Origin of the sequence: Caballeronia sp. SL2Y3, assembly GCF_022879575.1 — a bacterium.
Taxonomy (GTDB): Bacteria; Pseudomonadota; Gammaproteobacteria; order Burkholderiales; family Burkholderiaceae; genus Caballeronia.
Window position 1 is genome coordinate 1,598,088 of the sequence record NZ_CP084260.1, and the last position, 25,768, is coordinate 1,623,855.

The 25,768-nt window shown below is 64.8% G+C and carries 24 protein-coding genes, 5 tRNA genes and 1 pseudogene; 6 read left to right on the forward strand and 24 right to left on the reverse strand.

The window, feature by feature from the left end:
- Nucleotides 1–61 precede the first annotated feature (61 nt).
- The 6 genes from nusA to LDZ26_RS07525 form a co-directional block, all read right to left on the reverse strand.
- Nucleotides 62–1,537: a transcription termination factor NusA gene (gene nusA, locus LDZ26_RS07500; protein ID WP_244846610.1), complete on the reverse strand. Its 1,476-nt coding sequence runs from the start codon at nucleotides 1,535–1,537 to the stop codon at nucleotides 62–64.
- A complete protein-coding gene (rimP, locus tag LDZ26_RS07505) occupies nucleotides 1,534–1,992 on the reverse strand; it encodes a ribosome maturation factor RimP (protein ID WP_175940666.1) in 459 nt (152 codons plus the stop codon). Before rimP ends, nusA begins: the two co-directional genes overlap by 4 nt.
- Before the next feature lie 350 nt (nucleotides 1,993–2,342).
- Nucleotides 2,343–4,265, reverse strand: coding sequence for a 23S rRNA pseudouridine(2605) synthase RluB (rluB, locus tag LDZ26_RS07510; RefSeq protein WP_244846613.1), 1,923 nt, complete (start codon nucleotides 4,263–4,265; stop codon nucleotides 2,343–2,345).
- A 128-nt stretch (nucleotides 4,266–4,393) separates the two neighbouring features.
- Nucleotides 4,394–5,335: an SMC-Scp complex subunit ScpB gene (gene scpB / locus LDZ26_RS07515; RefSeq protein ID WP_244846616.1), complete on the reverse strand. Its 942-nt coding sequence runs from the start codon at nucleotides 5,333–5,335 to the stop codon at nucleotides 4,394–4,396.
- Between the two features lie 332 nt (nucleotides 5,336–5,667).
- Nucleotides 5,668–6,906, reverse strand: coding sequence for a pyridoxal phosphate-dependent aminotransferase (locus LDZ26_RS07520; protein ID WP_244846619.1), 1,239 nt, complete (start codon nucleotides 6,904–6,906; stop codon nucleotides 5,668–5,670).
- A 59-nt stretch (nucleotides 6,907–6,965) separates the two neighbouring features.
- Entirely contained in the window at nucleotides 6,966–7,865 is a 900-nt protein-coding gene (locus LDZ26_RS07525) for a LysR family transcriptional regulator (protein WP_244849081.1), read from the reverse strand.
- A 401-nt stretch (nucleotides 7,866–8,266) separates the two neighbouring features.
- Here LDZ26_RS07525 and LDZ26_RS07530 point away from each other — a divergent pair, with 401 nt between their 5' ends.
- Together LDZ26_RS07530 and LDZ26_RS07535 are read left to right on the forward strand one after the other, a co-directional pair.
- Nucleotides 8,267–8,668 (forward strand): transposase, encoded by a 402-nt coding sequence (locus LDZ26_RS07530; RefSeq protein ID WP_035969202.1) that lies wholly within the window; start codon nucleotides 8,267–8,269, stop codon nucleotides 8,666–8,668.
- Nucleotides 8,669–8,852: 184 nt separating this feature from the next.
- Complete coding sequence (locus LDZ26_RS07535) at nucleotides 8,853–9,104, forward strand: hypothetical protein (RefSeq protein WP_244846621.1); 252 nt, start codon at nucleotides 8,853–8,855, stop codon at nucleotides 9,102–9,104.
- Nucleotides 9,105–9,272: 168 nt separating this feature from the next.
- Here LDZ26_RS07535 and LDZ26_RS07540 read toward each other — a convergent pair whose 3' ends face one another.
- A complete protein-coding gene (locus tag LDZ26_RS07540) occupies nucleotides 9,273–9,584 on the reverse strand; it encodes a hypothetical protein (protein WP_244846623.1) in 312 nt (103 codons plus the stop codon).
- Between the two features lie 484 nt (nucleotides 9,585–10,068).
- Between LDZ26_RS07540 and LDZ26_RS07545 the strand changes: the two genes are divergently transcribed.
- Together LDZ26_RS07545 and LDZ26_RS07550 are read left to right on the forward strand one after the other, a co-directional pair.
- A complete protein-coding gene (locus LDZ26_RS07545; protein ID WP_244846625.1) occupies nucleotides 10,069–10,581 on the forward strand; it encodes a YdcF family protein in 513 nt (170 codons plus the stop codon).
- A gap of 285 nt (nucleotides 10,582–10,866) precedes the next feature.
- The gene (locus LDZ26_RS07550; RefSeq protein ID WP_244846628.1) at nucleotides 10,867–11,115 is read left to right on the forward strand and encodes a hypothetical protein; all 249 of its coding nucleotides are present in this window, start codon (nucleotides 10,867–10,869) and stop codon (nucleotides 11,113–11,115) included.
- 90 nt (nucleotides 11,116–11,205) lie between these two features.
- Here LDZ26_RS07550 and LDZ26_RS07555 read toward each other — a convergent pair whose 3' ends face one another.
- A complete protein-coding gene (locus LDZ26_RS07555) occupies nucleotides 11,206–11,625 on the reverse strand; it encodes a gamma-glutamylcyclotransferase (RefSeq protein ID WP_244846631.1) in 420 nt (139 codons plus the stop codon).
- Between the two features lie 116 nt (nucleotides 11,626–11,741).
- On the opposite strand from LDZ26_RS07555, the gene LDZ26_RS07560 reads away from it, so the two are divergent.
- Nucleotides 11,742–12,584 carry a helix-turn-helix domain-containing protein gene (locus tag LDZ26_RS07560; RefSeq protein ID WP_244846634.1) on the forward strand — a complete coding sequence of 281 codons (843 nt, stop codon included), beginning with the start codon at nucleotides 11,742–11,744 and terminating at the stop codon, nucleotides 12,582–12,584.
- An 18-nt stretch (nucleotides 12,585–12,602) separates the two neighbouring features.
- On the opposite strand, the gene LDZ26_RS07565 is transcribed toward LDZ26_RS07560, so the two are convergent.
- The 7 genes from LDZ26_RS07565 to gltX all read right to left on the reverse strand — a co-directional run bounded on the left by LDZ26_RS07565 (nucleotide 12,603) and on the right by gltX (nucleotide 15,528).
- On the reverse strand, nucleotides 12,603–13,067 hold the full coding sequence (locus LDZ26_RS07565) for a GNAT family N-acetyltransferase (RefSeq protein ID WP_244846637.1): 465 nt from the start codon (nucleotides 13,065–13,067) through the stop codon (nucleotides 12,603–12,605).
- Between the two features lie 156 nt (nucleotides 13,068–13,223).
- Nucleotides 13,224–13,300 (reverse strand) — tRNA-Asp (locus tag LDZ26_RS07570).
- A gap of 74 nt (nucleotides 13,301–13,374) precedes the next feature.
- Nucleotides 13,375–13,450 (reverse strand) — tRNA-Glu (locus tag LDZ26_RS07575).
- A 73-nt stretch (nucleotides 13,451–13,523) separates the two neighbouring features.
- Nucleotides 13,524–13,600: transfer RNA gene (locus tag LDZ26_RS07580), tRNA-Asp, on the reverse strand.
- A 76-nt stretch (nucleotides 13,601–13,676) separates the two neighbouring features.
- Nucleotides 13,677–13,752: transfer RNA gene (locus tag LDZ26_RS07585), tRNA-Glu, on the reverse strand.
- A gap of 155 nt (nucleotides 13,753–13,907) precedes the next feature.
- Nucleotides 13,908–13,983: transfer RNA gene (locus LDZ26_RS07590), tRNA-Ala, on the reverse strand.
- Between the two features lie 138 nt (nucleotides 13,984–14,121).
- The gene (gene gltX / locus LDZ26_RS07595) at nucleotides 14,122–15,528 is read right to left on the reverse strand and encodes a glutamate--tRNA ligase (protein WP_244846639.1); all 1,407 of its coding nucleotides are present in this window, start codon (nucleotides 15,526–15,528) and stop codon (nucleotides 14,122–14,124) included.
- A gap of 303 nt (nucleotides 15,529–15,831) precedes the next feature.
- On the opposite strand from gltX, the gene LDZ26_RS07600 reads away from it, so the two are divergent.
- A complete protein-coding gene (locus LDZ26_RS07600) occupies nucleotides 15,832–16,770 on the forward strand; it encodes a patatin-like phospholipase family protein (protein ID WP_244846641.1) in 939 nt (312 codons plus the stop codon).
- Between the two features lie 45 nt (nucleotides 16,771–16,815).
- Here LDZ26_RS07600 and LDZ26_RS07605 read toward each other — a convergent pair whose 3' ends face one another.
- The 9 genes and pseudogenes from LDZ26_RS07605 to iscU form a co-directional block, all read right to left on the reverse strand.
- On the reverse strand, nucleotides 16,816–18,069 hold the full coding sequence (locus LDZ26_RS07605) for a cytochrome c (RefSeq protein ID WP_244846643.1): 1,254 nt from the start codon (nucleotides 18,067–18,069) through the stop codon (nucleotides 16,816–16,818).
- Nucleotides 18,066–18,638 (reverse strand): (2Fe-2S)-binding protein, encoded by a 573-nt coding sequence (locus tag LDZ26_RS07610; RefSeq protein WP_244846645.1) that lies wholly within the window; start codon nucleotides 18,636–18,638, stop codon nucleotides 18,066–18,068. Before LDZ26_RS07610 ends, LDZ26_RS07605 begins: the two co-directional genes overlap by 4 nt.
- Nucleotides 18,635–21,454: pseudogene (locus LDZ26_RS07615) on the reverse strand (xanthine dehydrogenase family protein molybdopterin-binding subunit). Before LDZ26_RS07615 ends, LDZ26_RS07610 begins: the two are co-directional and overlap by 4 nt.
- 311 nt (nucleotides 21,455–21,765) lie before the next feature.
- On the reverse strand, nucleotides 21,766–21,963 hold the full coding sequence (gene iscX / locus LDZ26_RS07620) for a Fe-S cluster assembly protein IscX (RefSeq protein WP_175940519.1): 198 nt from the start codon (nucleotides 21,961–21,963) through the stop codon (nucleotides 21,766–21,768).
- 14 nt (nucleotides 21,964–21,977) lie between these two features.
- Nucleotides 21,978–22,319 carry an ISC system 2Fe-2S type ferredoxin gene (gene fdx, locus LDZ26_RS07625; RefSeq protein ID WP_206466551.1) on the reverse strand — a complete coding sequence of 114 codons (342 nt, stop codon included), beginning with the start codon at nucleotides 22,317–22,319 and terminating at the stop codon, nucleotides 21,978–21,980.
- Nucleotides 22,320–22,344: 25 nt separating this feature from the next.
- On the reverse strand, nucleotides 22,345–24,210 hold the full coding sequence (gene hscA / locus LDZ26_RS07630) for a Fe-S protein assembly chaperone HscA (RefSeq protein ID WP_244846647.1): 1,866 nt from the start codon (nucleotides 24,208–24,210) through the stop codon (nucleotides 22,345–22,347).
- Between the two features lie 75 nt (nucleotides 24,211–24,285).
- A complete protein-coding gene (gene hscB / locus LDZ26_RS07635; RefSeq protein ID WP_244846649.1) occupies nucleotides 24,286–24,816 on the reverse strand; it encodes a Fe-S protein assembly co-chaperone HscB in 531 nt (176 codons plus the stop codon).
- An 84-nt stretch (nucleotides 24,817–24,900) separates the two neighbouring features.
- Nucleotides 24,901–25,224, reverse strand: coding sequence for an iron-sulfur cluster assembly protein IscA (gene iscA / locus LDZ26_RS07640; protein ID WP_244846652.1), 324 nt, complete (start codon nucleotides 25,222–25,224; stop codon nucleotides 24,901–24,903).
- A gap of 99 nt (nucleotides 25,225–25,323) precedes the next feature.
- On the reverse strand, nucleotides 25,324–25,752 hold the full coding sequence (gene iscU, locus LDZ26_RS07645) for a Fe-S cluster assembly scaffold IscU (RefSeq protein ID WP_244846654.1): 429 nt from the start codon (nucleotides 25,750–25,752) through the stop codon (nucleotides 25,324–25,326).
- Nucleotides 25,753–25,768 lie beyond the last annotated feature (16 nt).

Below are 25,768 nucleotides of genomic sequence, written 5' to 3' on the forward strand. Positions count from 1 at the left end.
CGGTTAGATCGGGTCATGCGGCCGAACTGGCCGCGATATTTCAGTGCGCCATGGTCATTTCTCACTGGAACCAGTGTTCACGTGCTTTCATGATCAACGCGCGAGCGTTATCCTCTTCCATCCCGGTCATCTCGACCAGTTCATCTACTGCCAGCTCCGCGAGGTCATCGCGGGTCTGAATCTGATGCTCCGCGAGCTTCGCGAGAAGCTCGTTGTCCATGCCGTCGAGGCTCTTCAGATCGAGCGCTACGCCTTCGACCTTCTCCTCGTTGGCAATCGCCATCGTGAGCAACGCGTCACGCGACCGGTTGCGCAGCTCGTGCACGGTGTCTTCGTCGAACGCTTCGATTTCGAGCATCTCGTTGAGCGGCACATAGGCGATTTCTTCGAGGCTCGTGAAGCCTTCGTCGATCAGGATGTCGGCGACTTCCTCGTCCACATCCAGACGCGCCATGAACAGACTGCGCAACTTGCCGCGCTCTTCGTTCTGCTTCAGCGCCGATTCGTCCGGCGTCATGATATTGATCTGCCAGCCGGTGAGCTCGCTGGCGAGTCGAACGTTCTGGCCGCTGCGGCCGATGGCGACCGCGAGCTCGCTCTCGTCCACGACGACGTCCATCGAATGCTTTTCTTCATCGACGACGATCGACTGAACGGCTGCCGGCGCGAGGGCGCCGATCACGAACTGCGCGGGGTCTTCCGACCATAGCACGATGTCGACGTTCTCGCCACCGAGCTCGTTGCGCACGGCCTGCACGCGCGAACCGCGGATGCCTACGCACGTTCCGATCGGATCGATGCGCTTGTCGTAGGCGATCACCCCGATTTTCGCACGCACGCCGGGATCGCGCGCGGCCGCCTTGATTTCCAGCAGCCCTTGCTCGATTTCCGGCACTTCGAGCTCGAACAGCTTCATCAGGAACTCGGGCGCGGTGCGCGACAGTTCGATCTGCGGACCGCGCGCCGTGCGGTCCACCTTCGCGATGTACGCGCGCACACGGTCGCCCACGCGCAGGTTTTCCTTCGGAATCAGCTGGTCGCGGCGCAGCAGCGCTTCCACGCGACCGGATTCGACGATGAAATTGCCCTTGTCCAGACGCTTGACCGAGCCGGTCATGATCTTTTCGCCGCGCTCGAGAAAGTCGTTCAGGATCTGCTCGCGCTCGGCGTCGCGCACCTTCTGCAGAATGACCTGCTTGGCGGCCTGCGCGCCGATGCGGCCGAATTCGATCGACGGAATGGGTTCCTCGATGTAGTCGTCCACTTGCGCGTCGGGCTTTTGCTCCTTAGCTTCGAACAGCAGAATTTCCTGGTCGGGCTCCTGAAGGCCGGCCTCGTCCGGCACCACGCGCCAGCGGCGGAACGTCTCGTGCTCGCCGCTTTCACGGTCGATCGCGACGCGGATATCGACATCTTCCTCGAACAGCTTCTTCGTTGCCGAAGCAAGCGCAGCCTCCAGAGCTGCGTACACCACGTCCTTGTTGACGTTCTTTTCGCGCGCCAGCGCATCCGCCAGCATCAAAACTTCGCGACTCATTGTTTGCGGCTCCTAAAGTCAACTTTGGGGACGAGACGTGCTTTATCGAGGTCCGCGAGCGTGAAATCGAGCATCGCGGCGCCGTCCTTCCCTTCGAATTCCAAACCGATCTTGTCGCCCTCGGGGGCGTGCAGAACGCCGCGGAACGACTTGCGCCCGTCCAGCGGCTTTTTCAATGTGATGACGGCTTCGTTGCCGGCGAAACGCTCGAAGTCGGCCAGCTTCTTGAGCGGGCGGTCGAGCCCCGGCGACGAGACTTCGAGGCGGTCGTAATCGACGTTTTCGACTTCGAGCACATACTGAAGCTGACGCGTGACTTTCTCGCAGTCTTCGATGGCGATACCGGCCGGCTGGTCGATATAAATACGCAGCATGCCGCCTCCCGAACGTTCGAGATCGACAAGCTCGTAGCCCAGGCTCGAGACCGTGGTTTCAATCAGTTCCGTCAGTTGCACAGTAACTCCAAGGTGTTTCGCGCCCGCGCCGCGAAACACCTGCGGGCGAGCGCCTTGACTGGGCGCACCCCTGCTCCCGAGATGCCGAACCAAAAAGCCAAAAAAAAATGGGCGCAACGCCCATCTTTTTCAACCGAGGTCGCACCCGGGCAGCGCAAAAAACTATGTGCCCAGCGACTTTGTGATTTTAGCCATTTTTCGGGATAAACGCAAACGTAAAGCGCGCGATCGGGCCCGTTTCGTGCCAGTTCGCATGCTTTTTTGCTTTATGCCGATGGCTCGGCGAGGCGATTCGGCGGATCGGCCGCAGGCGCACCCGCGGCCGACCGAAACGGCTCGTCAACGCGTGTTCAACGTCCGCGCGTGCGGTTGCGCGGGCCGCGTCCGGCGCCGGGCTTGCCTTGTCCCGCGCCTTGTTGCCCGCCGCCCTGACGATTGCCGCGCGGGCCGTTGCCGCCCGCCGGACGCTTGGCCGGCCCACTCATGCCTTGTGGACCCTGTCCGCGCGCATTGCGCTGACCCGAGCGGCCGCCGTTCGCGCGATTGCCATTCGGCTCGTTGCCGATGCGGTTGCCGTTCGGCTCGCGGCCACCTCGTCGACCCGGGCCTCCGGCGTTGCCGGTATTGCCCGTGTTGCCGCCGAAGCCGCCCATGCTGCCCAGCCCGCTCGCGCCGAACGCGCCGGGAAGCCCGCCCGCGCCGCCGCGCCGACCGCCGCGCGCCGGCGTCTGCGCCGCGCGCAAGTGCGAGCTCAAGACCGGCTCGCGCGTGATGAAGCCCATCGACGTCTGCATCGGATCGGGCTGAACGCGCGGCGCGGCGCTGCGCCCGCCCTTCTCGGCGGTCGGCGCCTTCAGGCCGACTGCCGCCATCAGGCTGCGCACCTGGTTGTCTTCCAGCTCTTCCCACCGGCCACGCTTGAGACCGCGCGGCAACGCGATCGGACCGTGGCGCGTGCGGATCAGGCGGCTGACCATGAGCCCGGCCGCCTCGAACATGCGGCGCACTTCGCGATTGCGGCCCTCGGCCAGCGCGACGTGATACCAATGGTTCGTGCCTTCGCCGCCGCCGTCCTGGATGCGCAGGAAGTTGGCGGGGCCGTCGTCGAGCTCCACGCCTTTTAGCAGCTTCTGCTTCATCGCCTCGGACAACTGACCGACGACGCGCACCGCATATTCACGCTCGACGCTATAGCGCGGGTGCATGAACCGGTTTGCGAGATCGCCGGACGTTGTGAGCAGCAGGAGCCCTTCCGTGTTGAAGTCGAGCCGCCCGACCGCGAGCCACTTCGCGGTCTTCATCGACGGGAGTTTGTCGAACACGGACGGACGGCCTTCCGGGTCTGCGTGACTGACGATCTCGCCCGTCGGCTTGTGATACAGCAGAATGCGCGGCGGCTTGCTCGCGAGCTTGCGCTTGAGCGGCTTGCCGTTGATGCGCACCTGGTCGGTCGGCATGATGCGCTGCCCGATGTGCGCCGGCTCGCCGTTCACCGACACGCGCCCCGCGATGATCAGTTCCTCCATGTCGCGCCGCGAGCCCATGCCGGCGTCGGCCAGCACCTTGTGCAGCTTCGGGGCGTCGTCGTCCGGTTCCAGCACGCGCTTTTGCTGGGGCGCGTTGCGGCCACGGCGCAGCATCGGCGCGCGCACGCCCCCCGAGCCGTTGTCCGCGTCGAATGCCGGGGACGTGACGTACGCGAAGACGTCGTCGACGGCGGCGGACGCCGCGCTCTCGACTGTCGCCGGTCCTGCATCGTTGCGCTTGCCGTTGCGCGGCTGCCGTTCACGTTTCTGTGGCGGATTCTTGCGCTGCGCGCCCTCGCGCGGCGCGGCCGCTGCGACTTCGCCAGACGCTTCCACGGCAACTTCTCCGTCATCGCGACGCCCACGCTTGCGGCCGCCTTGCCGCGCGGCGTTCGGCTGGCCTTCCGCAGTGTCGCGCTTCGGGTCTCGCTTGGCTGCCGGTTTTCGCGGCGCCTTCGCGCCCGCTTCCTTGCGCGGCGCACGCGCCTGCTCGGCAGGGGCGCCCTCCGACGGCGACGCTTCCGTCGCTGCGTCCGGCGCGCCATCCGCGCCCTTCGTTTTGGCGACAGCCCGGCGGCGTGCGATCAGACTGCGCGGACCGCGGCGCAGGCCGCGGCGCGGACGATCGTCGCCTTCTGCGCTTTCGTCGGTGCGCGTGAGTTCGCCGGCATCGGCCGACTCATGGGCGTCCGCGCCATGCACGGGGCGCGCGGATTCGGGCGAATCGCTGTCGTGGGAGTGTGTCAAAACAACCTCAAATGTCGAATTGCGCACCCTGGCGGGCGCGTCAAAAATTTCCGCTGACCGGTCCGGCTCGTCGTCTTCGACGTGATGTTTTATCGAGAGCCGGTTGAGTCAGGGGCCATGCAATTGCGTCAGGCGCGGCGCGCCTTCGGTTCTTCGTCGGAGTCGCCGCCGTTCAGGTCGGCGTCGTTCCGCTCGACGCCGCTCGATCGGCGGGCGTCGGTCGCATCGTGTTCTCGATGTGTGCCAGCGTCGCCTGCGTCGGCCAACGCAGGCGCTTCTTCTGAATCGGATGCATCGGTCGCGGGCATCAGGCGGACCTCGGTCAACACGGGCCCGTCCGTCTCTTCGCTCGCACGAAGCGTTCCGGCCTCGGATGCATCGCTCGGCGAAGCGTCCGGCGTGTCGGTGACGTCAGGCATCGCGGCCTCGCGCACATGCTCCGGATGCGCGACAGCCGTCGTGTCGTCCACCGCGTTTTCGCCAGCAGACGCCTGCGCGGCTGCGCCGTCCGGAAAATCGATCGAATGCTGCGCGAGCAGCGACGCCTCGAACTGCGCCGACGGATTGTCCAGCGCCGGCAGTTCGTCGAGCGCGGTCAGGCCGAGGTCGTCGAGAAACTGCTTGGTCGTGGCGTACAGCGCGGGCCGGCCGGGCACGTCGCGATGTCCGATGACCTCGATCCACCCGCGATCTTCCAGTTGCTTCACCACCTGCGTGTTCACCGTCACGCCGCGGATCTCTTCGATATCGCCGCGCGTGACCGGCTGCCGATAAGCAATAATGGCGAGCGTTTCGAGCACCGCCCGCGAATATTTCGGCGGCTTTTCGGGATTGAGCCGGTCGAGATAAGTCCGCATGGCGGGCTTGCTCTGAAAGCGCCATCCCGACGCAAGCGCCACCAGCTCGACGCCGCGCCCCGACCAATCAGCCTGTAGTCTTTCGAGCAGCGTGCGCACCGTATCGGCCGAAATGTCCTCGGCGAAGAGCTTGCGCAATTCACTCACCCGCAGCGGTTCCTGCGCGCAGATCAAAGCAGTCTCGAGGACGATTTTCGCCTCTTGGGTATTCATGCAGCTTCGGTCAACCCTTAATGGTCAATGATCCGGTTCAAAACGAGCCTGAGCGAGTTCGGACGTCACCGAAGCGGTGCGCACGATAAAGCTGGACGCGGAGTTTCTAGACGCGCTCGCCCGATTGTAATCGGTCATATTGATTGGGAGCACGCACCGGGGAGAGGCGACAATGGGCGATCGGTGAGCGAATCGCCGGGCCATCCCAGCCGGACGAGGTGGCGCTTTCCTAGGCGAAAGCGCGTGACTGAGCGCCATATTACGCAAAAAGAACCGGGGCGTAAAGGTGATCGATTACGCCCGGCTCTACTCACTTCGCACTCACTTAGCCCTCACTTAGCGCCTCGGTCCGACAAAAAGCGCCGCAGGCGTTCGACGCCTTCGTCGAGGCGCGCCGGATCGCAGGCATAGCACCAGCGCACGAAGCCTTCGCCTTCCGCGCCGAATGCGCTGCCCGGCGCGAGCCCGAGTCCCGCCTCTTTCACCAGCGCCTTGCAGAGTTCCAGGCTCCGCTCGGCACCCGGCAGCGAGAAGAACAGGTACATCGCACCGTCGGGGGCGCGCACGTCGACGCCTTCGATACTCTGCAACGCGGTCACCAGATGATCGCGGCTCGCGCGCAGGTCCGCGACGAGCGACTGCGCAAACGACTCGCCCTGTTCCACCGCGACGATGCCCGCCTGCTGCACGAACGACGGCGCGCACGACGTGTTGTATTCGACGAGCTTGCCGAGATCGTCCATCAGGCGCGCGGGCGCGACCAGCCAGCCGAGCCGCCAGCCGGTCATGAGCCACGCCTTCGAGAACGAATTGACCGCGATCACGCGCTCGTCGCGATCCGCGAGATCGAGGAAAGACGGCGCCACGTTCGCGCCCGGACCGTAATACAGTCGCTCGTAGACCTCGTCCGCCACGATCCAGATGCCGTGGCGTCGGCAGTGGTCGAGCACGATGCGCTGCTCGTCGCGCGTCATCGTCCAGCCGGTCGGGTTGTTCGGCGAGTTGATCATCAGCATGCGCGTGGACGGCGTGAGCGCGGCGAGCAGCCGGTCGAGGTCGAGCGTCCATCCGCGCTCGCCGTAAGTCAGCGAGACCGTTTCGACCGTCGCGCCGAGAATCTTCGGAATCTCGACGAGGTTCGGCCACAGCGGCGTTACCGCGACCACGCGGTCGCCCGCGCCCGCGACGAGTTGCGCCGCAAGCATCAGCGCGTTCACGCCCGCGCTGGTCACCGCGATGTGATCGGCGGGCGTCGCGCCGTGCAGCGCGCTGACGTAGCGGCCGAGCGCGTCGCGCAGCGGCGCGATGCCGAGATTGTGCGTGTAGAACGTCGCGCCGTCGGCGAGCGCGCGGCTCGCCGCATCGCGGATGAATTCGGGCGTGACCCGGTCCGATTCGCCGAACCAGAACGGCAGCACGTCCGGCACGCCGAATCCGGCGTTCGCGACTTCGCGAATCTGCGAGGGACGCAACGCCCGCACGGCGTCGCGCGCGTTTGGCGCGCCGCCCGTGTGCGTCTGCGCCGTCAAGCCGCTCAATTCAGCGATTACCGCGCCTTCCGATTCACTCATCGCCCGCTCCGTCGAAAAGGAAGAAGTCTAACGCGAGCGCGTTAAAAAGCGCGCGGCCTTCAGAGTTCTTCGGCGCGTCGCGGCAGCCCTGCGATCAGCGACCACACCGACTGCGCCGCCGGCGACAGCGAGCGATCGCGCCGCCGCACCAGTTCCACCGTGCGTTCGGCGCGCGGCTCCAGCGGCAGCGCGACGAGCGACGAATCCGCCGGCAACGGCAGCGCGAGCCACGGCAGCACGCTCACGCCGACGCCCGCTTCCACCAGCCCGAACACGGTCGCCGAATGACCGAGCTCCTGCACCACCTGCGCTTCGACACCATGCTGCTGCATGACGGCATCGATGATCGGCCGGCTGCCCGATGCGTAGTCCAGCATGACGAGCCGCTCGCCCGCGAGGGCCTCCCAGGGCGCGGCGCGTTCGTGCGCGAGGGGATGATCGCGCCGCGCGACGAGGCAGAACGAATCGGTCATCACCGCTTCGCCGTGCAGATCGTCGGCTGCGAACGGGCCGATCACGACGCCGAAATCCACTTCGCCCGACTTCACCTTGCGCAGCACGTCCGACTGGACGTCGTCCCGCAGGCTGAGCGTAACGAGCGGAAACTGCCGCGAGCACGACGCGATCACGCGCGGCATCAGCCGGCACGCGATCGTCGGGCTCGCCGCGACGATCACCCGGCCGCGACGCTGCTGCCCAAGATCGCGCGCTTCACGTAGCGCCTCGTCCAGATCGGCGAGCAGCCGCGACACGGTGCCGACGAGATCCACCCCGACATCGGTGAGCTGCACTTCGCGCGTGGTCCGGTCGATCAGCTTCAGTCCGATTTCGCTCTCCAGTTCGCGCACGGAGCGGCTCACCGCTGACTGCGTCAGGCCGATCTCGGCGCCGGCGCGGCTGAAGCTGCGCAGCCGCGACACTTCGATAAAAACGCGCAGTTGGCGCAACGTGACGTTCAGGGAGGCGTTCATTCCGGGGATTCATGAAAAGCGTGATCTCATGCGGAATTATAGTCGCTCGCGACCGTTTCGCTGCGGTGCAGCAAACCGTCCGAAACGCACGCCGGAAGGGCTTCCTGCACAGGATTGGTGATTGTCCCGATTTCTTAATCAATCGGATTCGGGTCTGATACGGGCCATGCTGGCATCGCGTCAGCCTACTGCCATGCGGGTTTCCCGGATTTCGCGACGTGCATGGCATGGTTCTCGCATTTCATTGCGCACAGAGGTCGAAGCACAGCGGACGTAACGGAAACTGGTTTGCCGCAGCCGCTTCGGCCTTCCCTGGATTCGTTCATCGGATTCGACCAGAGTGCGCGGCGCGGGGCAGCGCACCGGGGTTAGCTTCGCTGAGGTGAGATATGGTGCTGTTCGACGATTTGAGAGATAACGAGTGGGCGCTGGTTGAGGCGTTGTTCTGTTCCGAGCCCGCGCGCAGCGAGCGGCGCGGCCGGCCGCGCGTCGAAGCGCGATCGGTGGTCAACGCCGTGTTGTGGGTTTTGTCGACGGGCGAAGGCTGGTCGAAGCTGCCGGGCCGTTATCCCTCGCCTCCGACCTGCCGCCGGCGCTTCGACGAATGGCAAGCCGACGGCACGCTCGCGGAAATCGTAAAGCGTCTGTCGAGCAACGGCCGCGAGGTGTCGCTGCGCGGGCGTATCGGTTCGAGCGCGGTGAAGCCGCCGGCTCCGCCGAGCCGCGATCGGCTGCGCGGCGCGTTCTGGACCAATCCCGAATCGTGGCGCGCGCCGGCCAAGATGGCCTAAGCGCTCTGCACGACACGTCGAAGCCGGTTCTGCCGGCTTCGATTGTTTTCGGGCGTTGCTTTGCCGACCTCGCGCGGTTCGTTGCGCGATACAACTCTTTACGATTGCTTACAGCGCCGCGACGAATCGAGGCTTAGCGTGACGAGTGACCCAACAGGTCCGATCAGGGCTTCAGGACACTCTCATGAAGGTTTCGACACTGCTCGTGCGTGGCGTCTTGGCGGGGCTCGCCGACGTGGCGTTCGTTGCTCACGCGCAGCCGCCTGCATCCGATCTGCACCTCTCGGCGAAGACGGCGGCGCCTGCGTCGCCTGACGCCGCGCGCGCTCGCGCCGCCACGCCGCCCGCGCCGCGCGGCGATTTACGCGGTGACATTGCGAGCAACGTACGCGCTCGGCCGGACAACGACCGCGACGAGCGCTCGCCGCATCACTGAATCTTCGGGCGACGAGTCTCGATTCGCGCGGAACCCGGCGAGTCGGCCGCAGTCACACCCAATGCCATGAGCACAGCATGGCAACAGTGGAATCCGGTCTGCCCGTGTCCTCGGACACGGGCTTTTTTTCGGCCGGACTTCGCACGCTCTCGCGCTAGGCGCGTCGCCTCAAAATCTGACTTCGAGCACCGCTTCGTGGCCACCGAAGATGTACGGTTCGGTGCGCCGCAAATCCCAGTCGATGGAACGCTCATCGCGCGAGAGCCGCGTGAATTCCTGTTTCCCGCGTTCGGTGACGACGGCGATATCCACGGGTGCATGAAATCCCGGCGCCGGCGCGACGGTGCGTTGCCGCGCGAGCTCGAGCAGCCCGAGGGCGCGAAGGTGGTCGAAACCCTTGGGGCGTTTCGCCCACGGAACTTGACGATACTGCGCCCGGCGAAGTGCTTCGAGTACCGCTTCGTTGGAATACGTGGTCATCTCGTTTTTTCTTCCTGTGCAGCCATGACGACGCTCGTGACGGTCGCAAGACGGTCCGCGACGTCGACTAAACGCGGCGCGCCGAATCTCACGCGAGCGAACGATTTAAGCGTTCGCTGCCTGAATGTTTGGCCGCCGCTTGCGCTAGGTGCTGCTTTCTATTAAAAGCCCCCGTTGAGAGCGCGCTGATCACGCGCTTTCCTGCGACAACCGCCGATGCGCTCTGACCACGCGATGACGGAGCAAATTGCCCTGAAACCAATACGTTACTCCAATTAAATTGGTTCTATTTACTTTATTGCTGCTTTTTTTTGCACTGTTCGCGTTTTGCAAGCGCCTTCGTGCGGCGATTGTCATCGTCACCCTTCTCCTGGCCTGGGGGCTCGGTAGCGGTTGGCTGACAAGGCCGCTCCTCCGGATCGCGCAGCACAGCTACGCAGAGACCATACCGCCCTCGTTCGCGCCGAGAACCACCATCGTCCTGATGGGCGGGGGCACGGACCGGCGTCACGGCCAACTGGTCCCGAAAAGCGATTCGATGCCGCGCATCGCCGCGGCGGCGCGGGTGTATCGGCAATGCCGTGCCACCGGCGCTTCATGCCGCGTGATTTTGAGCGGCGGCGATCCCCAGCATCACGGACAGGCCGAAGCCGACAACTACGCGCCGTATGTCGTGGCGCAGGGCGTCGCACCGGCCGATCTCACGCGCGAGAACAAAAGCCTCAACACGTACCAGAACGCGCAGAACGTAGCCGCTATCTTAGGCAACGCCCATGACACTGCCTTGATCGTCATCACATCCGCGTATCACATGCGACGTTCGGTCCTGGCGTTCGAAGCGTTCGGCTACGAGCCGCAGCCCTACGTCTCGGACGTGCGTGAGAATCGGCTGACGTTGTTGCCGCGATACAGAAGCCTGGAGAACAGCGAACTCGCGCTGCACGAACTGGTCGGGCTCGCGCGTTTTCACGTCTGGCGCTGGCTGCATCTGTACTGAGGCACGGAATCGGCGTATATCAAAATAATCAGGACTAGAAAGTACCTGTGCGCGCCGGTATGATTCCGCTCCGGCTGCATGGCCGGGCCGGTATCGTCGTCCGACACACCGCTGACCTGATCTCGGCCTATGATGGACGCAGTCAGGCGTGGGCTCGTTCCCGTACGCATCCCGTCACGGATGCGCGCCAACGCCAGGCGGGAGCGATTTTTGCTCTGATGTATGTGTCTTTCCAACCGGATCGGACAGGCGATTCCCGGGTTCAACTGCTACTAGGAGGTAACAATGAAGAAAGTGTCCCTGGCTGTTCTGTTGTCCCTGAGCGCGGTCGCATCGGCGTACGCGCAGAGCGAACAAGGCGTGACGATGAGCACCGATCCCGCACGGATCGCGGACATCGAATCGCGCGCGCAGAATCTGCAATCGCAGCAATCCAGCATGCAAAACATGCAGATGGATCAATCGAGCTCGACGCACAAGTCGGGTCATCACAAGAAGTCGCACGGCAAGTCGATGCACCATTCGGCCGAGTAAGGCCCTCGGTCGCCGGCCTGCTTTTCGGCGGGTCGCGCCGCGCCGTCATCGCAGTGCATGATCGCGATGACGGCGAAATGCGTTATGGGCTCAACCGCGCGCTGCGCGATGCGCCACCCAATCGCCGCCCTCGATGCGCGGCAAGCCCTGCACCGCACTCGCCGCTACCGGATAGACGAGGCAATCGACATGCGTAGCCTCGCCGTCCAGTTCGACGTCCACATGCAGCCGGTGCGCACGAAAGAGTCCCTCGACGCCCGGATACACTTCCTCGATCTCGTCCAGCACGGCGACGAGCGCATCGTCGATGCGATAAATATCCCCTTTGACCGGTGCGCCGCTCTCCTCGTCAAGGACGAGGCCGGGATACGAGCCGAAATCGAAAAGTCGTCCACGCACATGCGCCGTGCCTATCCATTGCGGCGCCGCAATTCCGCTGCGCTCAGCCGCGCGATTGATGTCGTTGATCTCGCCCGCGCGCAGCGTGCCGTACACGAAAACATATTGCATCGAAGGAACCGCTCCGTTCGCTAGTCGCCGAGACGCGCATTATCGCCGCCCAATAAAGCGCGGACGGACTGTAAGATCGGCGGATCGCGGCCAGGTCGGCCGCCCGACGAGCCGCCATGCCCACGTTCGCCGATCCGCGCCCGCCTTTCGAGCAGGTCGAACACCTCGACATTCCCGTCGAGCACTCGCCGACGCTCGTCCATCCGATCCGCGTTCGCTCGCGCCCGGTGCCTTATGGCGTGCGGATCGCGCTGCATACGCATCCGTGGGCGCAAGTCGCCTACACGTCGCGGGGCGTGCTGCGCGTGGCAACCGCCGATTCGACGTGGATGGTGCCGCCCTCGCGCGCCATCTGGGTGCCGCCGAACGTCACGCACGAAGTGTTGATCGTGGAAGATGCGTATCTGCGCACGCTCTACGTCGACGCGAGCGTCGTGCCGGCCGGGCTCGGCGCGTGCCGCGTGGTGGAAGTGTCGCCCTTGTTGCGCGAGGTGATCGCGGCGCTGGACGAAGCGTCCATCACGCGTGAACGCGAGCGCCTGCTCGGCACGCTCGCACTGGACGAGATCATCCGCTCGCAGCCGCTGCCGCTCTCCGTGCCGATGCCGAACGAGAAGCGCCTGCGCGCGCTGTGCGACGCGGTGCTCGCGGACCCTTCGCACTCCGATCTCGAACGCTGGTCGTCGGAAGCCGGCGCGAGCACGCGCACCATCGCACGCCTGTTCAGACGCGAACTCGGCGTCAGCTTTTCGCAGTGGCGGCAGCAGGCGGTGCTGGCACGCGCCATTCCTTTGCTGAGTCAGGGCCGGCCGCTTTCACAGGTCGCGCGTGAGTTGGGGTATCAGAGCCAGAGCGCATTTTCGGCGATGTTTCGCCGTGCCTTCGGCGAGAGTCCACGCGCGTTCTTCGCCCGCGACGCCAGCGACGAGCGCGATCAGAACGACACGCACGGCGTCTGATGCCGCCCCTGCGTCGGCTCAGACTCGCCGGACCATATGTCGAATGGCGCCGAGCTGGGCCAGCCTGGGTCCGGCAGGACGATATCCGAGCCGCATATAAAGGCGCGCGGCCGGGTTGTCGACGAAAACGCGCAGTTGGCATTCCGCCAGCCCGCGGGCCCGCGCCCAGCGATGCGCCGTGTTCAACAGGAACGTGCCCGCGCCGCGTCCCCGGTAGCCCGGCGCAATCTGGACGTCGCGAATATGCAGGGAGTTGTTTTCTTCGGTCACGCGCATGACGCCGACGGGCACGCCGTCTGCCTGAAGGATGAAGTTCTCCGACTCGCGCCAGCTGGAAAGAAACAGGTCGCCGCGCCAGACAAGATTGTGACGCCGGTAATAACCGACCATGTTGTCGTGCGTGAGGGCCTCGGCGAAGGCGAAGTCGGCCATCGTCGCCTGGCGGAGTTGGTAGAGCGAGAGGTCTTCGGTCGGGTCGAGCATCGCACGCATGCAGGCACGGGACAGTGCCTCCACACTAAGACAGCGCGCGCTTGCTGGCAATGGAAAATGCGATTCCGGTGAGAAGGGCGAATCCGAAGAAGCGAAAAAAAGGGCAAAAAAAATCCAGCCCGAAGGCTGGATTTTTTCACAACAAGCTGGCGGAGCGGACGGGACTCGAACCCGCGACCCCCGGCGTGACAGGCCGGTATTCTAACCAACTGAACTACCGCTCCAACTTTTTCATCGTTTCTCGAAGATCAACCTTCGAAAAATGTGCAGCGCTTGGTACTAGCAGCCGCCGATCTTCTGGCGTCCCCTAGGGGATTCGAACCCCTGTACTCACCGTGAAAGGGTGATGTCCTAGGCCTCTAGACGAAGGGGACAACAAACTTCTTGCAATCCTGCGGCGAAAAAAAACCGGCTGATCAGCCGGAGTATTTCCTGCTCGCAAAACGTTGGCGGAGCGGACGGGGCTCGAACCCGCGACCCCCGGCGTGACAGGCCGGTATTCTAACCAACTGAACTACCGCTCCAGCTCTTTCCTTGCTCCACGAGGCTCTAGTCACCTCATGAAACCGACAGCGCATTTTCTAGCAGCCGCCTCAAATCTGGCGTCCCCTAGGGGATTCGAACCCCTGTACTCACCGTGAAAGGGTGATGTCCTAGGCCTCTAGACGAAGGGGACAGAAACTTGTGATTCTGTCTTTACCGCTTGCTTCGCTAATTAACTGCTGCAAATCAGCGAAGACCGAGATTCTAAACAACTTCGCGTTACTTGTGAAGTATTTTTTGCGACTTCCGAAACCCGGAGAACAACTTCGCAATCACTTCATCTGTTCTTGGTGGAGGTAAGCGGGATCGAACCGCTGACCTCTTGCATGCCATGCAAGCGCTCTCCCAGCTGAGCTATACCCCCTTGCAGAACAGAAACGAGATTCTATAGGCCGTTTTTGAAGTTGTAAATACCTTCTGGCGATAGAACCGACAATTTTTTCACTTATCACTTCGCGAACGCGCGCAAGGGCTTCCTCGGCCTCCTTGCGCGCGTCTGCGCTCAAGCGGCCGCGCGCTCCAGACGACGCAGCACCACATCCCGGCCGAACAGCATCAGCACGATGTCGATGGACGGCGTATGCGTCGTGCCCGCGACGAGCAGGCGCACCGGCATCGCGAGTTGCGGCATCTTGAGCTTGTGCGCGCCGAGCGTCGCCTTCAATGCCGCCGAGATGCCCTCCTTGCTCCACTCGGCTTGTTCGAGCGCCGCGCGCAGGTCCGCGATCGCCGGGCGCACCGCGTCGGTCACATGCTGCGCGAACGCGTCCGCTTCGATCGTGGGCTCGCGATAGAACATCGCGGCATTATCGGCGATGTCCTTCACCGTCGACGCGCGGTCCTTGAGCAGCCCGACGACCTGATCGAGCGGCGCGCCGTTGTCGAGTGCCGCGGCGTCGATCCCGGCTTGCAGCAGGAACGGCCGCGTCAGCCCGGCGAGGCGCGCGTTGTCCGCCTCCTTGATGTAGTGCGCGTTCAACCAGTTGAGCTTGTCGTGGTCGTATTGCGCGGGCGACTTGCCGAGATGCTCCAGGTCGAACCATTCGATGAACTGCTCGCGCGAGAAAATCTCCGCATCGCCGTGCGACCAGCCGAGCCGGGCCAGATAGTTGACCACCGCCTCCGGCAAGTACCCGGCATCGCGGTAACCCATCACCGCCATCGCGCCGTGACGCTTGCTCATCTTTTCGCCCTGCTCGTTCAGCACGGTCGGCAGATGCGCATAGACCGGCGTTTCGCCGCCGAGCGCGCGCAGGATGTTGATCTGGCGCGGCGTGTTGTTCACGTGGTCGTCGCCCCGGATCACGTGCGTGATCTTCATGTCGAGATCGTCGACCACCACGCAGAAGTTGTACGTCGGCGTACCGTCGGGGCGCGCGATCACGAGGTCGTCGAGCTCTTCGTTCGAGATCTCGATTCGGCCCTTCACCGCGTCGTCCCACGCGACCACGCCCGTCAGCGGATTGCGAAAGCGCACCACCGGCTTCACCCCTTCCGGAATCGGCGGCAGCGTCTTGCCCGGTTCCGGACGCCACGTGCCGTCGTAGCGCGGCTTTTCGCCAGCGGCGCGTTGACGCTCGCGCAACGCGTCGAGTTCTTCCGTCGACATGTAGCAGTGGTACGCCAGGCCCTTCTCCAGCATCTGGCCGACGACCTCGCGATACCGGTCCATCCGCTGCATCTGATAGAACGGGCCTTCGTCGAAATCGAGGCCGAGCCACGCCATGCCTTCCAGAATCGCGTCGACGGACGCCTCTGTCGAACGCTCGACGTCCGTATCCTCGATACGCAGCACGAACGTCCCTTTCATCTTGCGCGCGAACGCCCACGGATAGAGCGCGGAGCGGATGTTGCCGAGATGGATGAAGCCGGTCGGGCTCGGGGCAAAGCGGGTACGGACTTGGGTCATTGCTGTTTTCTCGATGTACTCGAATGTTTGCGCTCACCCGGCGAAAGAAGCAGCCGAGCGAGAGAGCGAAGAGGCGAACGGGCGGCGCGTGGAAGCGCCGTTGGCTCTTGCACGAAAGCGGTTGCCGGCCGGGTTGCACGCACGTCGAACACGCGTCGGGCACCGGCTCGATGACCCGAAATTATACCCGCCGCCCGCCTCGCGCCTGAGCCCGCGCCTTTTGCTTTATGATGTGCGCGCCGTTTTCATTGCACCGGAAAACGCGCATGCAATCGCACACTCGCCGCATCGCTGGAGTCTCACTTGAATTCATCGTCACGTCTCATTTCCCGCCGCGCGTTTTCGCTCGCGGCGGCGTCGTCCATTCTCGCGGCCTGCACGAGCACGAGCGGCGGCGGCCTCGGCGGCAAGAGCGCGCCGGTCGCAACTACGCCTGCCCCGGACCCGCAACGCGCCGCGCGAATCGGCCTCGCGCTCGGCGGCGGCGCGGCGCGCGGGTTCGCGCATATCGGCGTCATCAAGGCGCTGGAAGCGCGCAACGTGCGCGTCGATCTGGTGGCGGGCACGAGCGCGGGTTCGGTGATCGCCGCGCTGTACGCGTCCGGCATGACCGGCATCGCGATGAACAAGCTCGCGCTGACGATGGACGAAGCCTCCATCAGCGACTGGGCGATGCCCTTTCGCGCGCGCGGCATTCTGCAAGGCGTGGCGTTGCAGAACTTCCTGAACAAGACGCTCGACAACAGGCCGATCGAAAAGATGGCGAAGCCGCTCGGCATTGTCGCCACCGACCTGAAAAGCGGCCAGCCGATTCTGTTTCAACGCGGCAATACCGGCGTCGCCGTGCGGGCGTCGTGCAGCGTGCCGTCCGTTTTCGAGCCGGTGAAGATCGGCGATCACGAATATGTCGATGGCGGACTCGTAAGCCCGGTGCCTGCCGCGTTCGCGCACAAGATGGGCGCGGATTTCGTGATCGCCGTCGATATCTCCGCGCGGCCCGAAACGGCGCTCACGCAGAGTTCGTTCGACGTGCTGATGCAGACGTTCACCATCATGGGCCAGTCGATCAAGGCTTACGAGCTCGACAAATACGCGAACGCGGTCATCCGCCCGAATCTGAACGCGATGAGCAACAGCGACTTCAGCCAGCGCAACGCCGCGATTCTTGCCGGCGAAGAAGCGGTGTCGAAAATGTGGCCGACGTTGCAGCGGCAACTGGCCGAGCGCGGCATGCGCGTTTGACCGCATCGAAAACAAGAAGGCCACGCAATGCGTGGCCTTCGTACATCAGCGCAGCGACTTCACCTTGTCGGCGGTGACATCGCCAGGCTGGCCGCCCCATGTCGCCCGCAGATAGTTGGCCAACTGCGCGATCTGCTCGTCGCTGTACGTCGCGGCGAAGCCCGGCATCGGCTGCATGCGTTCGACGCCGGCGAACGGCTGCGCTTCGATGCCGTCGAGCATCGATACGATCAGATTGCGCGCGTCGCCCTGGCGCAGCGTCGAGTTGTCCTTCATCGCGACGGCGACGTGCGGCTTGCCCTCGCCTTCGCGTCCGTGACAGCCGGCGCATGAATCGAGGTACAGATTGCGGCCGGCTGCGAGTTGCGCCGCGTCGGCCGATCGCAGCTTCACCGGCGCTGGCGCGGGAGGCGCGTCGCCGAGCAGATACGTCGCGAGAGCACGGGCGTCATCGCGAGCCAGATGCTGCGTGCTCAGATACACGACCGGATGCATTTCGCCGAAAGCCGATCCCTGCCGCGCGACGCCCGTCGAGAAGTACGCCTGCAAGTCCGCCCCGGTCCAGCCGCGCGCCGCCAGTGCAGCCGGCGTGATATCCGGCGCGGCGATGCGTCCGAGCGCGCCGCCCTGCAGCGTCTTCGCGTTAGCGAGCTGGCCGAACGCGCCGCGCGGCGTGTGGCATTCCGCGCAGTGCCCGAGCGCATTGGCAAGATAGCGGCCGCGCGTCCAGTCGGCCGATTGTCCCGTGGATGCGTCGGGCAGCGCGTCGTTCAGGAACAGCATGTCCCAGAACCGCACCGCGAAACGCACGTTGAACGGGAAGCGCAGATTCGCTTCGACATTCGGCACCGCCGCGGGCTTCTGCGCCATCAGGTACGCGTAGATAGCGTCGCTGTCCTCGCGCGACATCTGCCGGTACGACGTGTACGGCATCGCGGGATAGAGCTTGCCGTTCGGCGTCTTGCCGTCATGCAGCGCCCCGTAGAACGCGTCGGAGGTCCATTTGCCGATGCCGTACTTCGCATCGGGCGTGATGTTGCTGCCATAGAACGTGCCGAATTGCGACTCCAGCTTCACGCCGCCCGCGAACGGCGCGCCGCCTTCGGCCGTGTGGCAGGCAGCGCAGTCGGCCGCTTGCGCGAGATAGCGTCCGCGAGCGACGACTTCTGGCGAAGCCGCAGTCTTCTGCGCGACGTCGCGTTCGCTATGGCAGGCGGACAGCGCGAGCGCGGTCAGTGCAACGGGAAGCACGCGCATGAACGAGCGGCGCATGGTGCGCGTCTTGATCGATGTCATCATGCGGCGTCCTTCACGAGTCCGGGCGTGGCAAGCACGAGGTCCTTCACGGCTTCGTAGTAGCGCACATAGCCCGTGCAGCGGCAGATGTGGTCGTTGAGCGCGGCCATGATCGTCGCTTCGATCTGATCCTTTGCGATCGGCTCGCGCTTGAGCCGCTCGATCAGCACCGTCGTCGCGTTGACGAAACCGGGCGTGCAATAGCCGCACTGGAAGCTGAAATGATCGAGAAACTGCTGCTGCACCGGCGACAGCTCGACCACCTCGCCGTGTTCGTTGCGCTTCGCGTGCCCTTCGATGGTCCGCACCGTCTTGCCGTCGAAAAAATGCGCGCCGTTGATGCACGTGCGCACTTCCTCGCTCGTGCCGTCCGCGTGATCGACGATCACCACGCACGCGTGGCACACGCCCTGTCCGCAGCCGAGCCGCGAGCCCGTGAGACCGGCGTATTCGTGCAGAAAGTCGATCATCGGCAAACCGGACGGCACCGGCATCGGGCCGACCTTGTTGCCGTTGATCGTCATCGAAAGCGAGCGCATGTCGACGCCCGCGGCGGATGGGATGGCCGTCATGCGAGCACCTCCTGAATGTTTTGCGGCGTCACCGGCAGATCGGTGAAGCGATGGCCGATCGCGTGCGCGATCGCGTTGACGATAGCCCCGACCACCGGAATCATCACCACTTCGGCGATGCCTTTCGGCGGATCGGTCTCACTGAGCGGCGGCAGCACGTCGCCGGTCTGATTCCACACCGCGACATCGCTCGCGAGCGGCAGCCGGTAGCGGTTGAAGTTCCACGTGCCGTTGCCGGGGCCGTCTTCGTAGAGCGGCAGATACTCGTGCAGCGCGTGCCCGATGCCCATCGCGAGGCCGCCCTGCAACTGCCCCGAGACGAGTTGCGGCGCGATCGGATTGCCGCATTCGAGAATCGAGTGATGCGACAGCAGTTCGACCTTGCCGCTTGCCTCGTTCACGGCCAGTTCGACGAGCGTGCCTACCGCGCTGTAGTACGTGACCATCGCGTTATTGCGCTGCACGGGCGGAATCGTCACGCGCTTGCGGTCGAGCACGCGATACCCGTTGGCGGTCGCCTTGCCCTTGTCGGCGGCACCGCTGCCTAAGCGCACCGACAAGCCGTCGAGCGGCAACTGATCGGCCGTGCCTCCGATATCGAACTGCGCTTCGCTCCACTGCCAGCGGTTGAACGTGTGCACGACCGCGCCGGTCGCGAGTCCCAGTTCGTGCGCCTTCTTCGCGAGGACGTCGAACGGGATCGGCTCCAGACCGTCGGCGGACAGTTTGCCGTCCCTCCAGCGCGCGTCTTCGATTCGCACGACGAACGATGCCGCCTGACCGCCGCCGATGCCTTGCCCCCAGATCGCCATCGCGGCGGGCCAGAGGCCGTGGCGGAACAGCACGCGCGCCGCCTCGCGCGTCGCGTGCGAGAAGTAGTAGGCGGAATTCGTCGCGCTCGCCGGCGACATGTACGCGGGCGACCAGCGCGGATTCGCGCTCAGTCTGTCCTGCTCGGCCTGCGACATGAGGTACGGATCGCCGCTCGTGACGACCGGCAGATCCGCCCAGTCGGTGACGGCCATGTGGACCTAGGCGGCGGGCTTGCCGAGCCACTTCGCGACGACGAGCGCCTGCGCCGTGGACGATCCCGTGCCGATCTCCGCGCCCGAGTGCGACAGCGCGATGCGTCCGTCGGCGCTGAATTCCACCTTGGCGAACGCGCTCTCTGCGCCGGTGCCGAAGTCTTTCTGCACGCACGCAAAGCCAACGCCGTAGCGCATGCCCGGATGCGCGGCTTCATACTCCGTCTTGCGTTGCGCGCGCCCGGTCCACAGCGGATGTTCCTTCGCCTGACGCAGCACGTCTTCCGCGCGCACGGCGCCTGCCGGAATCGCGCCCTGCGTGTTCTTCATGCCGGTGCGCATGACGTTCGCAAGACGCAGGTCGATCGGGTCCATGCCGAGTTGCGCGGCGATGTCGTCAATCATCATTTCGGTCGCCGCCATGCTTTGCAGCGTGCCGTAGCCGCGCGCCGAGCCGGCATCGACGGCGCGCGAAGCGATGGCGACTGCCGTCAGGTCGCTCTGCGGAATGTAATAGATGGATTGCGCGGCGGTCGCGCCGACCATCGCCACTGACGGCGAGAAATTGCAGCGTCCGCCGCCATTCGCGATGAACTCGCCCTTGAATGCCTGAATCTTGCCGGTCTTCCTGTCCACCGCCATGCGATAGCGCATGTCGAACGCGTGTCGCTTGAGCGAGCTTTGAAACTGCTCGAAGCGGTCGAACGCGAGACGCACCGGGCGGCCGTCGCCGTACATCGCCGCGACGAGCCCGTAGAACGGCACGTTGAAGTGATCCTTCGAGCCGTAGCCGACCGTGTAGCACGGATGCAGGAACAAGTTCTTCACCGTGAAGCGCGATTTCGCCGCCATTTCGAGCGCGCTCTGCGCGACTTCGTATGGCCCTTGCGTCGGCACGACCATGTGCAGCGACTGCGTTGCCGCGTCGTACCAGCAGTTCGCGTTGTCGGGTTCCAGCGCGGCGGTGTCGACGGACTGCGTCTTGTATTCGCGATCGACGACAAGCCATTCTCCCGGCGGATGATCCAGCGCGTTAGCAATGGCCTGCGCGTGGAACATGCCCTGCTCGTCGAGCTTGCCGTGTTCGTTGGCGTCGGCCCACACGGGCTCGCGCTTTTTCATCATGTGCGGGAAAAGCGGCGAGTCTTTCAGGCTGGAGAACGCGTCGTCGTCGAACGGCGTCTTGCCGCCCACGCGCACGAAGCGAAACGACGCCCACGGATCGCGCTCGATGAAACCGGTCGTCGCGCCATAGCGGACGACGCCTTCGCGGAACTGGAGCTTGTCCTTCGCGAGACGGAAGCGCGCGAAGTCGTGATAGATCAGGATGGCGACCGCCTGACCGAGATAAGCGGGCGTCTTGCCGGCGGGCAGCAGCATGTCGTCGCCATAGAAGGCGGGAAACGCGAGCTTGTCGCGGGCGAGGTCATCCGCCGTCACGACGCGATCGGGCGCGAGCCCGCCGCCGAGAATCGAAAGGTCGATGCCTTCGAAGAGACGATCCGCGAGCGTCGTGCGCAGGATCAGCGCATGCGACTGTTCTTGCGGCCAATGCGGCATGTCCTTCGCGCGGATATCGCGTGCGAAGACTTTGTCGCCCGTCACCTTTGCGATGCCGTCGATGCGGAACTTCGGATAGCCGCTTGTCGCATGCCATTGAACGGGCGTCAGAATGTGCTCTTCGAACAGCGCGGCGAACGCGCGGCTGCCCAAAGGCGCGATGAACACGGACACGCCCGCGAGCGCCCCCGCCTTCAGAAAACCGCGACGCGACAGGCCGAGTTTCCCCATGTGCTTCTCCTCGAATGAACGCCTTTTGGACGCGCGCAGGCGCTGACGACCGCGCCGCCGTGGCGCGGTCATCGTGAAATTCGTTTGCAATGCAAAGGATTTACCCGCGAGCAGCGACGGCGTCCGGACGTTATGGTGACGGCCGGCATCGCTTGCCGGCACGCAGAGGGCGCGATTTTAAGGGGCGGATAGGCGCGCAACAACGCGCGCCGCGTCAAGTTCTGTCAAGATTGGCCGGCGCTTCGCGCAAACAAAAACGGCGGCGCTCTTGCGAGCGCCGCCGTCGTTTGGCAATCAGTGAAGAGGCGGACTCAGTAGTCCGCGTCTTCGATCCACGCGGCCTGAATGGCTTCGAGGATCTTTTCGTTCGATTTCTGCGGGTCGTCGTCGAAACCTTCCAGTTCGGTCACCCAGCGATGCAGGTCCGTGAAACGCACATATTGCGGATCGACATCCTGGTGCGCGTCGGTCAGGGCCATCGCGATCTCCTGAGTATCTGTCCACTTCATGGGCGAGCCTCCTGTCAGTGATTTTCTTTGGCGTGATTGATGGAGTACCGGGGAATCTCGACCACCAGGTCGTCCTCGGCGGGCATCATCGCCTGACATGATAACCGCGATGTCGGCTCGAGACCCCAGGCTTTGTCGAGCAGATCGTCTTCGTCCTCGCTGGACGGTTCGAGCGCGTTGAAGCCCTCGCGGATGATGACGTGACAGGTCGTGCACGCGCACGACTTCTCGCACGCGTGCTCGATCTCGATTCCGTGTTCCAGCAGGTTGTCGCAGATGCTCTTGCCGACATCGGCGTCGATCACCGCGCCGTCCGGGCAAAGTTCGACATGAGGCAGCACAACGATTTGAGGCATGGTTTTCCGTGAATGCTTGAGTGGATCAGACGTCGTCGAGCTTGCGGCCCGCGAGCGCGCGGCGAATGCTCTTGTTCATGCGGCGCGCGGCGAATTCGTCGGTGGCGGCGGCGAGCGCCTTCGTCGCCTCGTCGATCTCTTCGACGGACTCGCCTTGCGACAGCGCCGCCAGTTCGCCGATGAGCGTTTCGATCTGCGCGCGTTCGGCCTCGTCGAGCAATTCGCCGTCGGCGGCGAGCGCGGCCTGCGTCGCTTCAATCAGGCGCTGCGCTTCGACGAGCGCCTCGCGCAGCGCGCGGGCGCGCATGTCGACCTCGGCGGTCTTGAAGCTCTCTTCGAGCATGCGGGCGACGTCGTCATCGGCGAGACCGTACGACGGCTTCACCACCACCGACGCCTCCACGCCCGACGTCTGCTCGCGCGCAAACACCGACAGCAGCCCGTCCGCGTCGACCTGATACGTGACGCGGATGCGCGCCGCGCCCGCCGCCATCGGCGGAATGCCGCGCAACTCGAAACGCGCGAGCGAGCGGCAGTCGGAGACGAGCTCGCGCTCGCCTTGCACGACGTGGATCGCCATCGCCGTCTGGCCGTCCTTGAAGGTCGTGAAGTCCTGCGCGCGCGCCGTCGGAATGGTCGAATTGCGCGGAATGATCTTCTCGGTGAGCCCGCCCATCGTTTCGACGCCGAGCGACAGCGGAATCACGTCGAGCAGCAGCCAGTCGTCGCCCTCGCCGCGCCGGTTGCCCGCGAGCAGGTCCGCCTGAATCGCCGCGCCCAGCGCGACGACCTGATCCGGGTCGAGATTGACGAGCGGCGGCTGGCCGAAGAACGCTTCGACCGCGCGGCGGATCACCGGCATGCGCGTCGCGCCGCCGACCAGCACGACGCCCTTGATATCGGCGGGCGTCACCTTCGCGTCGCGCAGCGCCTTTTTCGTCGGCCCGAGCGTGCGCGCGACGAGCGATTCGGTGAGCGCGGCGAACTGCGCTTCGGTCACGGCCACGTCGACGGTTTCGCCCGTGGACAAGCTCGCCTGCACGCGCGTTTCGCTCGCCGACGACAGCGCCTCTTTCGCCGTGCGCACGCGATCGAGCAGCAGGCGCACGTCTTCCGGCGTCTTCGGCTGAATGCCGGCTTCCGTCAGCACATGGCGATACAGCGCGTGATCGAAGTCGTCGCCGCCGAGCGCGGAATCGCCGCCCGCCGCGAGCACTTCGAACACGCCCTTCGTGAGCTTCAGAATGGACAGATCGAAGGTGCCGCCGCCGAGATCGTAGACGGCGTACAGTCCTTCGGAAGCGTTGTCGAGGCCGTACGCGATGGCCGCGGCCGTCGGCTCGTTGAGCAGGCGCAGCACGTTGAGGCCCGCGAGCTTCGCCGCGTCCTTGGTGGCCTGGCGCTGCGCTTCATCGAAGTAGGCGGGCACGGTGATGACCGCGCCGACGAGATCCTCGCCGAGCGTGTCTTCCGCGCGGTAGCGCAGCGTCGCGAGAATCTCCGCCGACACTTCGACCGGGCTCTTCACGCCATCGACCGTGCGAATCTGCACCATGCCGGGCGCGTCCACGAAATCGTACGGCGCGTTTTCCGCGCCTTCCACTTCGCTCTTGCCGCGGCCCATGAAGCGCTTCACCGACACGATCGTGTTGCGCGGATCCGTCGCGGCTTCCTCTTTCGCGATACGGCCGATGCGCCGGCCGCCCTTCTCCAGATAGCGCACCACCGACGGCAGCAGCACATGGCCGTCCTCGTCGGGCAACGCTTCGGGCACGCTGTTGCGCACGGCGGCCACGAGCGAGTTCGTGGTGCCGAGATCGATGCCGACCGCCACGCGCCGCTGGTGCGGCGCGGGCGCCATGCCGGGTTCTGAGATTTGCAGTAAAGCCATCGTTGGTCTTGTGGGGTTGTGTGGCGCGCTGGGCCTGTGTTTTCTTGTCGTGCTGGAGTGCGAGTGCGCTCGGCTTCAGGCGTTTTCCAGCCGCTCGATCTGCGCGCCGATCTCATGCGCGACGCGCTCGATGAACATCAGCTGACGCACCGCTTCGCTCGCCGCCTGATCCGCATTGCTGTCGATGAGCGCTTCCAGTTTGGCGAAGCGCACGCGCTCTTCGTCGCGCAGTTCGGTCAGCAGCGATTCGAGCGCGCCGACGTTCTTTGCCGCGGCGGCATCTTCGATATTCTCGCGCCATTCCATCTGCTGCATCAGGAACGCAGGCTCCATCGCCGTGTTGTTCTCCGCGCCGACGTCGATGCCGCGCAGCGACAGCATATAGCGCGCGCGCTTCAGCGGATCGCGCAGCGTCTGATACGCCTCGTTGGCGCGCGTGGCCCACTGCATCGCGAGCCGGCGCTGCGCGTCGCCGGCGGCGGCGAAGCGGTCGGGATGCACTTGCGCCTGCACGGTGCGGTAGGCGTCGTCGAGCCGGTCGCGGTCAACCGCGAAAGTCGGCGGCAGGCCGAAGAGATCGAAGTGGCTGTCGGTGAGCGTTGCCATGGCGTTGTCAATGAGTTCGGGATGCGCGAATGAAAAAGGCGGCCCGCGCCGCCTCTTGTGCCGAAACCGCCGGCGTCACGCGCGTCACACGCGGAACGATTCGCCGCAGCCGCATTCGTCTTTCGCGTTCGGATTGTTGAAGCGGAAACCTTCGTTCAGCCCTTCGCGCGCGAAGTCGAGCTCGGTGCCGTCGAGGTACGCGAGACTCTTCGGATCGATGATGATCTTCACGCCCGCCGATTCGAACACCATGTCTTCGGGCGCCAGTTCGTCGACATATTCGAGCTTGTACGCCAGACCCGAGCAGCCGGTCGTACGCACGCCCAGGCGCAGGCCCACGCCCTTGCCGCGCCGCGTCAAATACTTCTGCACGTGTTGTGCCGCCTTCTCCGTCAACGTGATTGCCATAGTCGTCGCGTCTCTCGCGCTCAAATCGTGCTTCCCGCAGCGCCGCCGCGTTCGTGCGGCGGCGCTGCGGCCTTTCCCTGCCACCTGCGTGATGCCAGCTTACGCTGCGTGCTGCTTTGCCTGAGCCTCTTCGGCTTGGCGGTCCGCCGCGCCGTGACGCTGCTTGTAGTCGGCGACCGCTGCCTTGATCGCGTCTTCCGCCAGAATCGAGCAGTGGATCTTCACCGGCGGCAGCGCCAGTTCTTCGGCGATCTGCGTGTTCTTGATCGACAGCGCCTCGTCGAGCGTGCGGCCCTTCACCCATTCGGTCACGAGCGAGCTCGACGCGATGGCCGAACCGCAGCCGTACGTCTTGAACTTTGCGTCCTCGATGACGCCGTCCGCGCCCACGCGAATCTGCAGCTTCATCACGTCGCCGCATGCCGGCGCGCCGACCATGCCGGTGCCGACAGCGTCGTCGTCCTTCGCGAACGAGCCGACGTTGCGCGGGTTTTCGTAGTGGTCCAGAACCTTGTCGCTATAAGCCATGATTCAACTCTCCGTA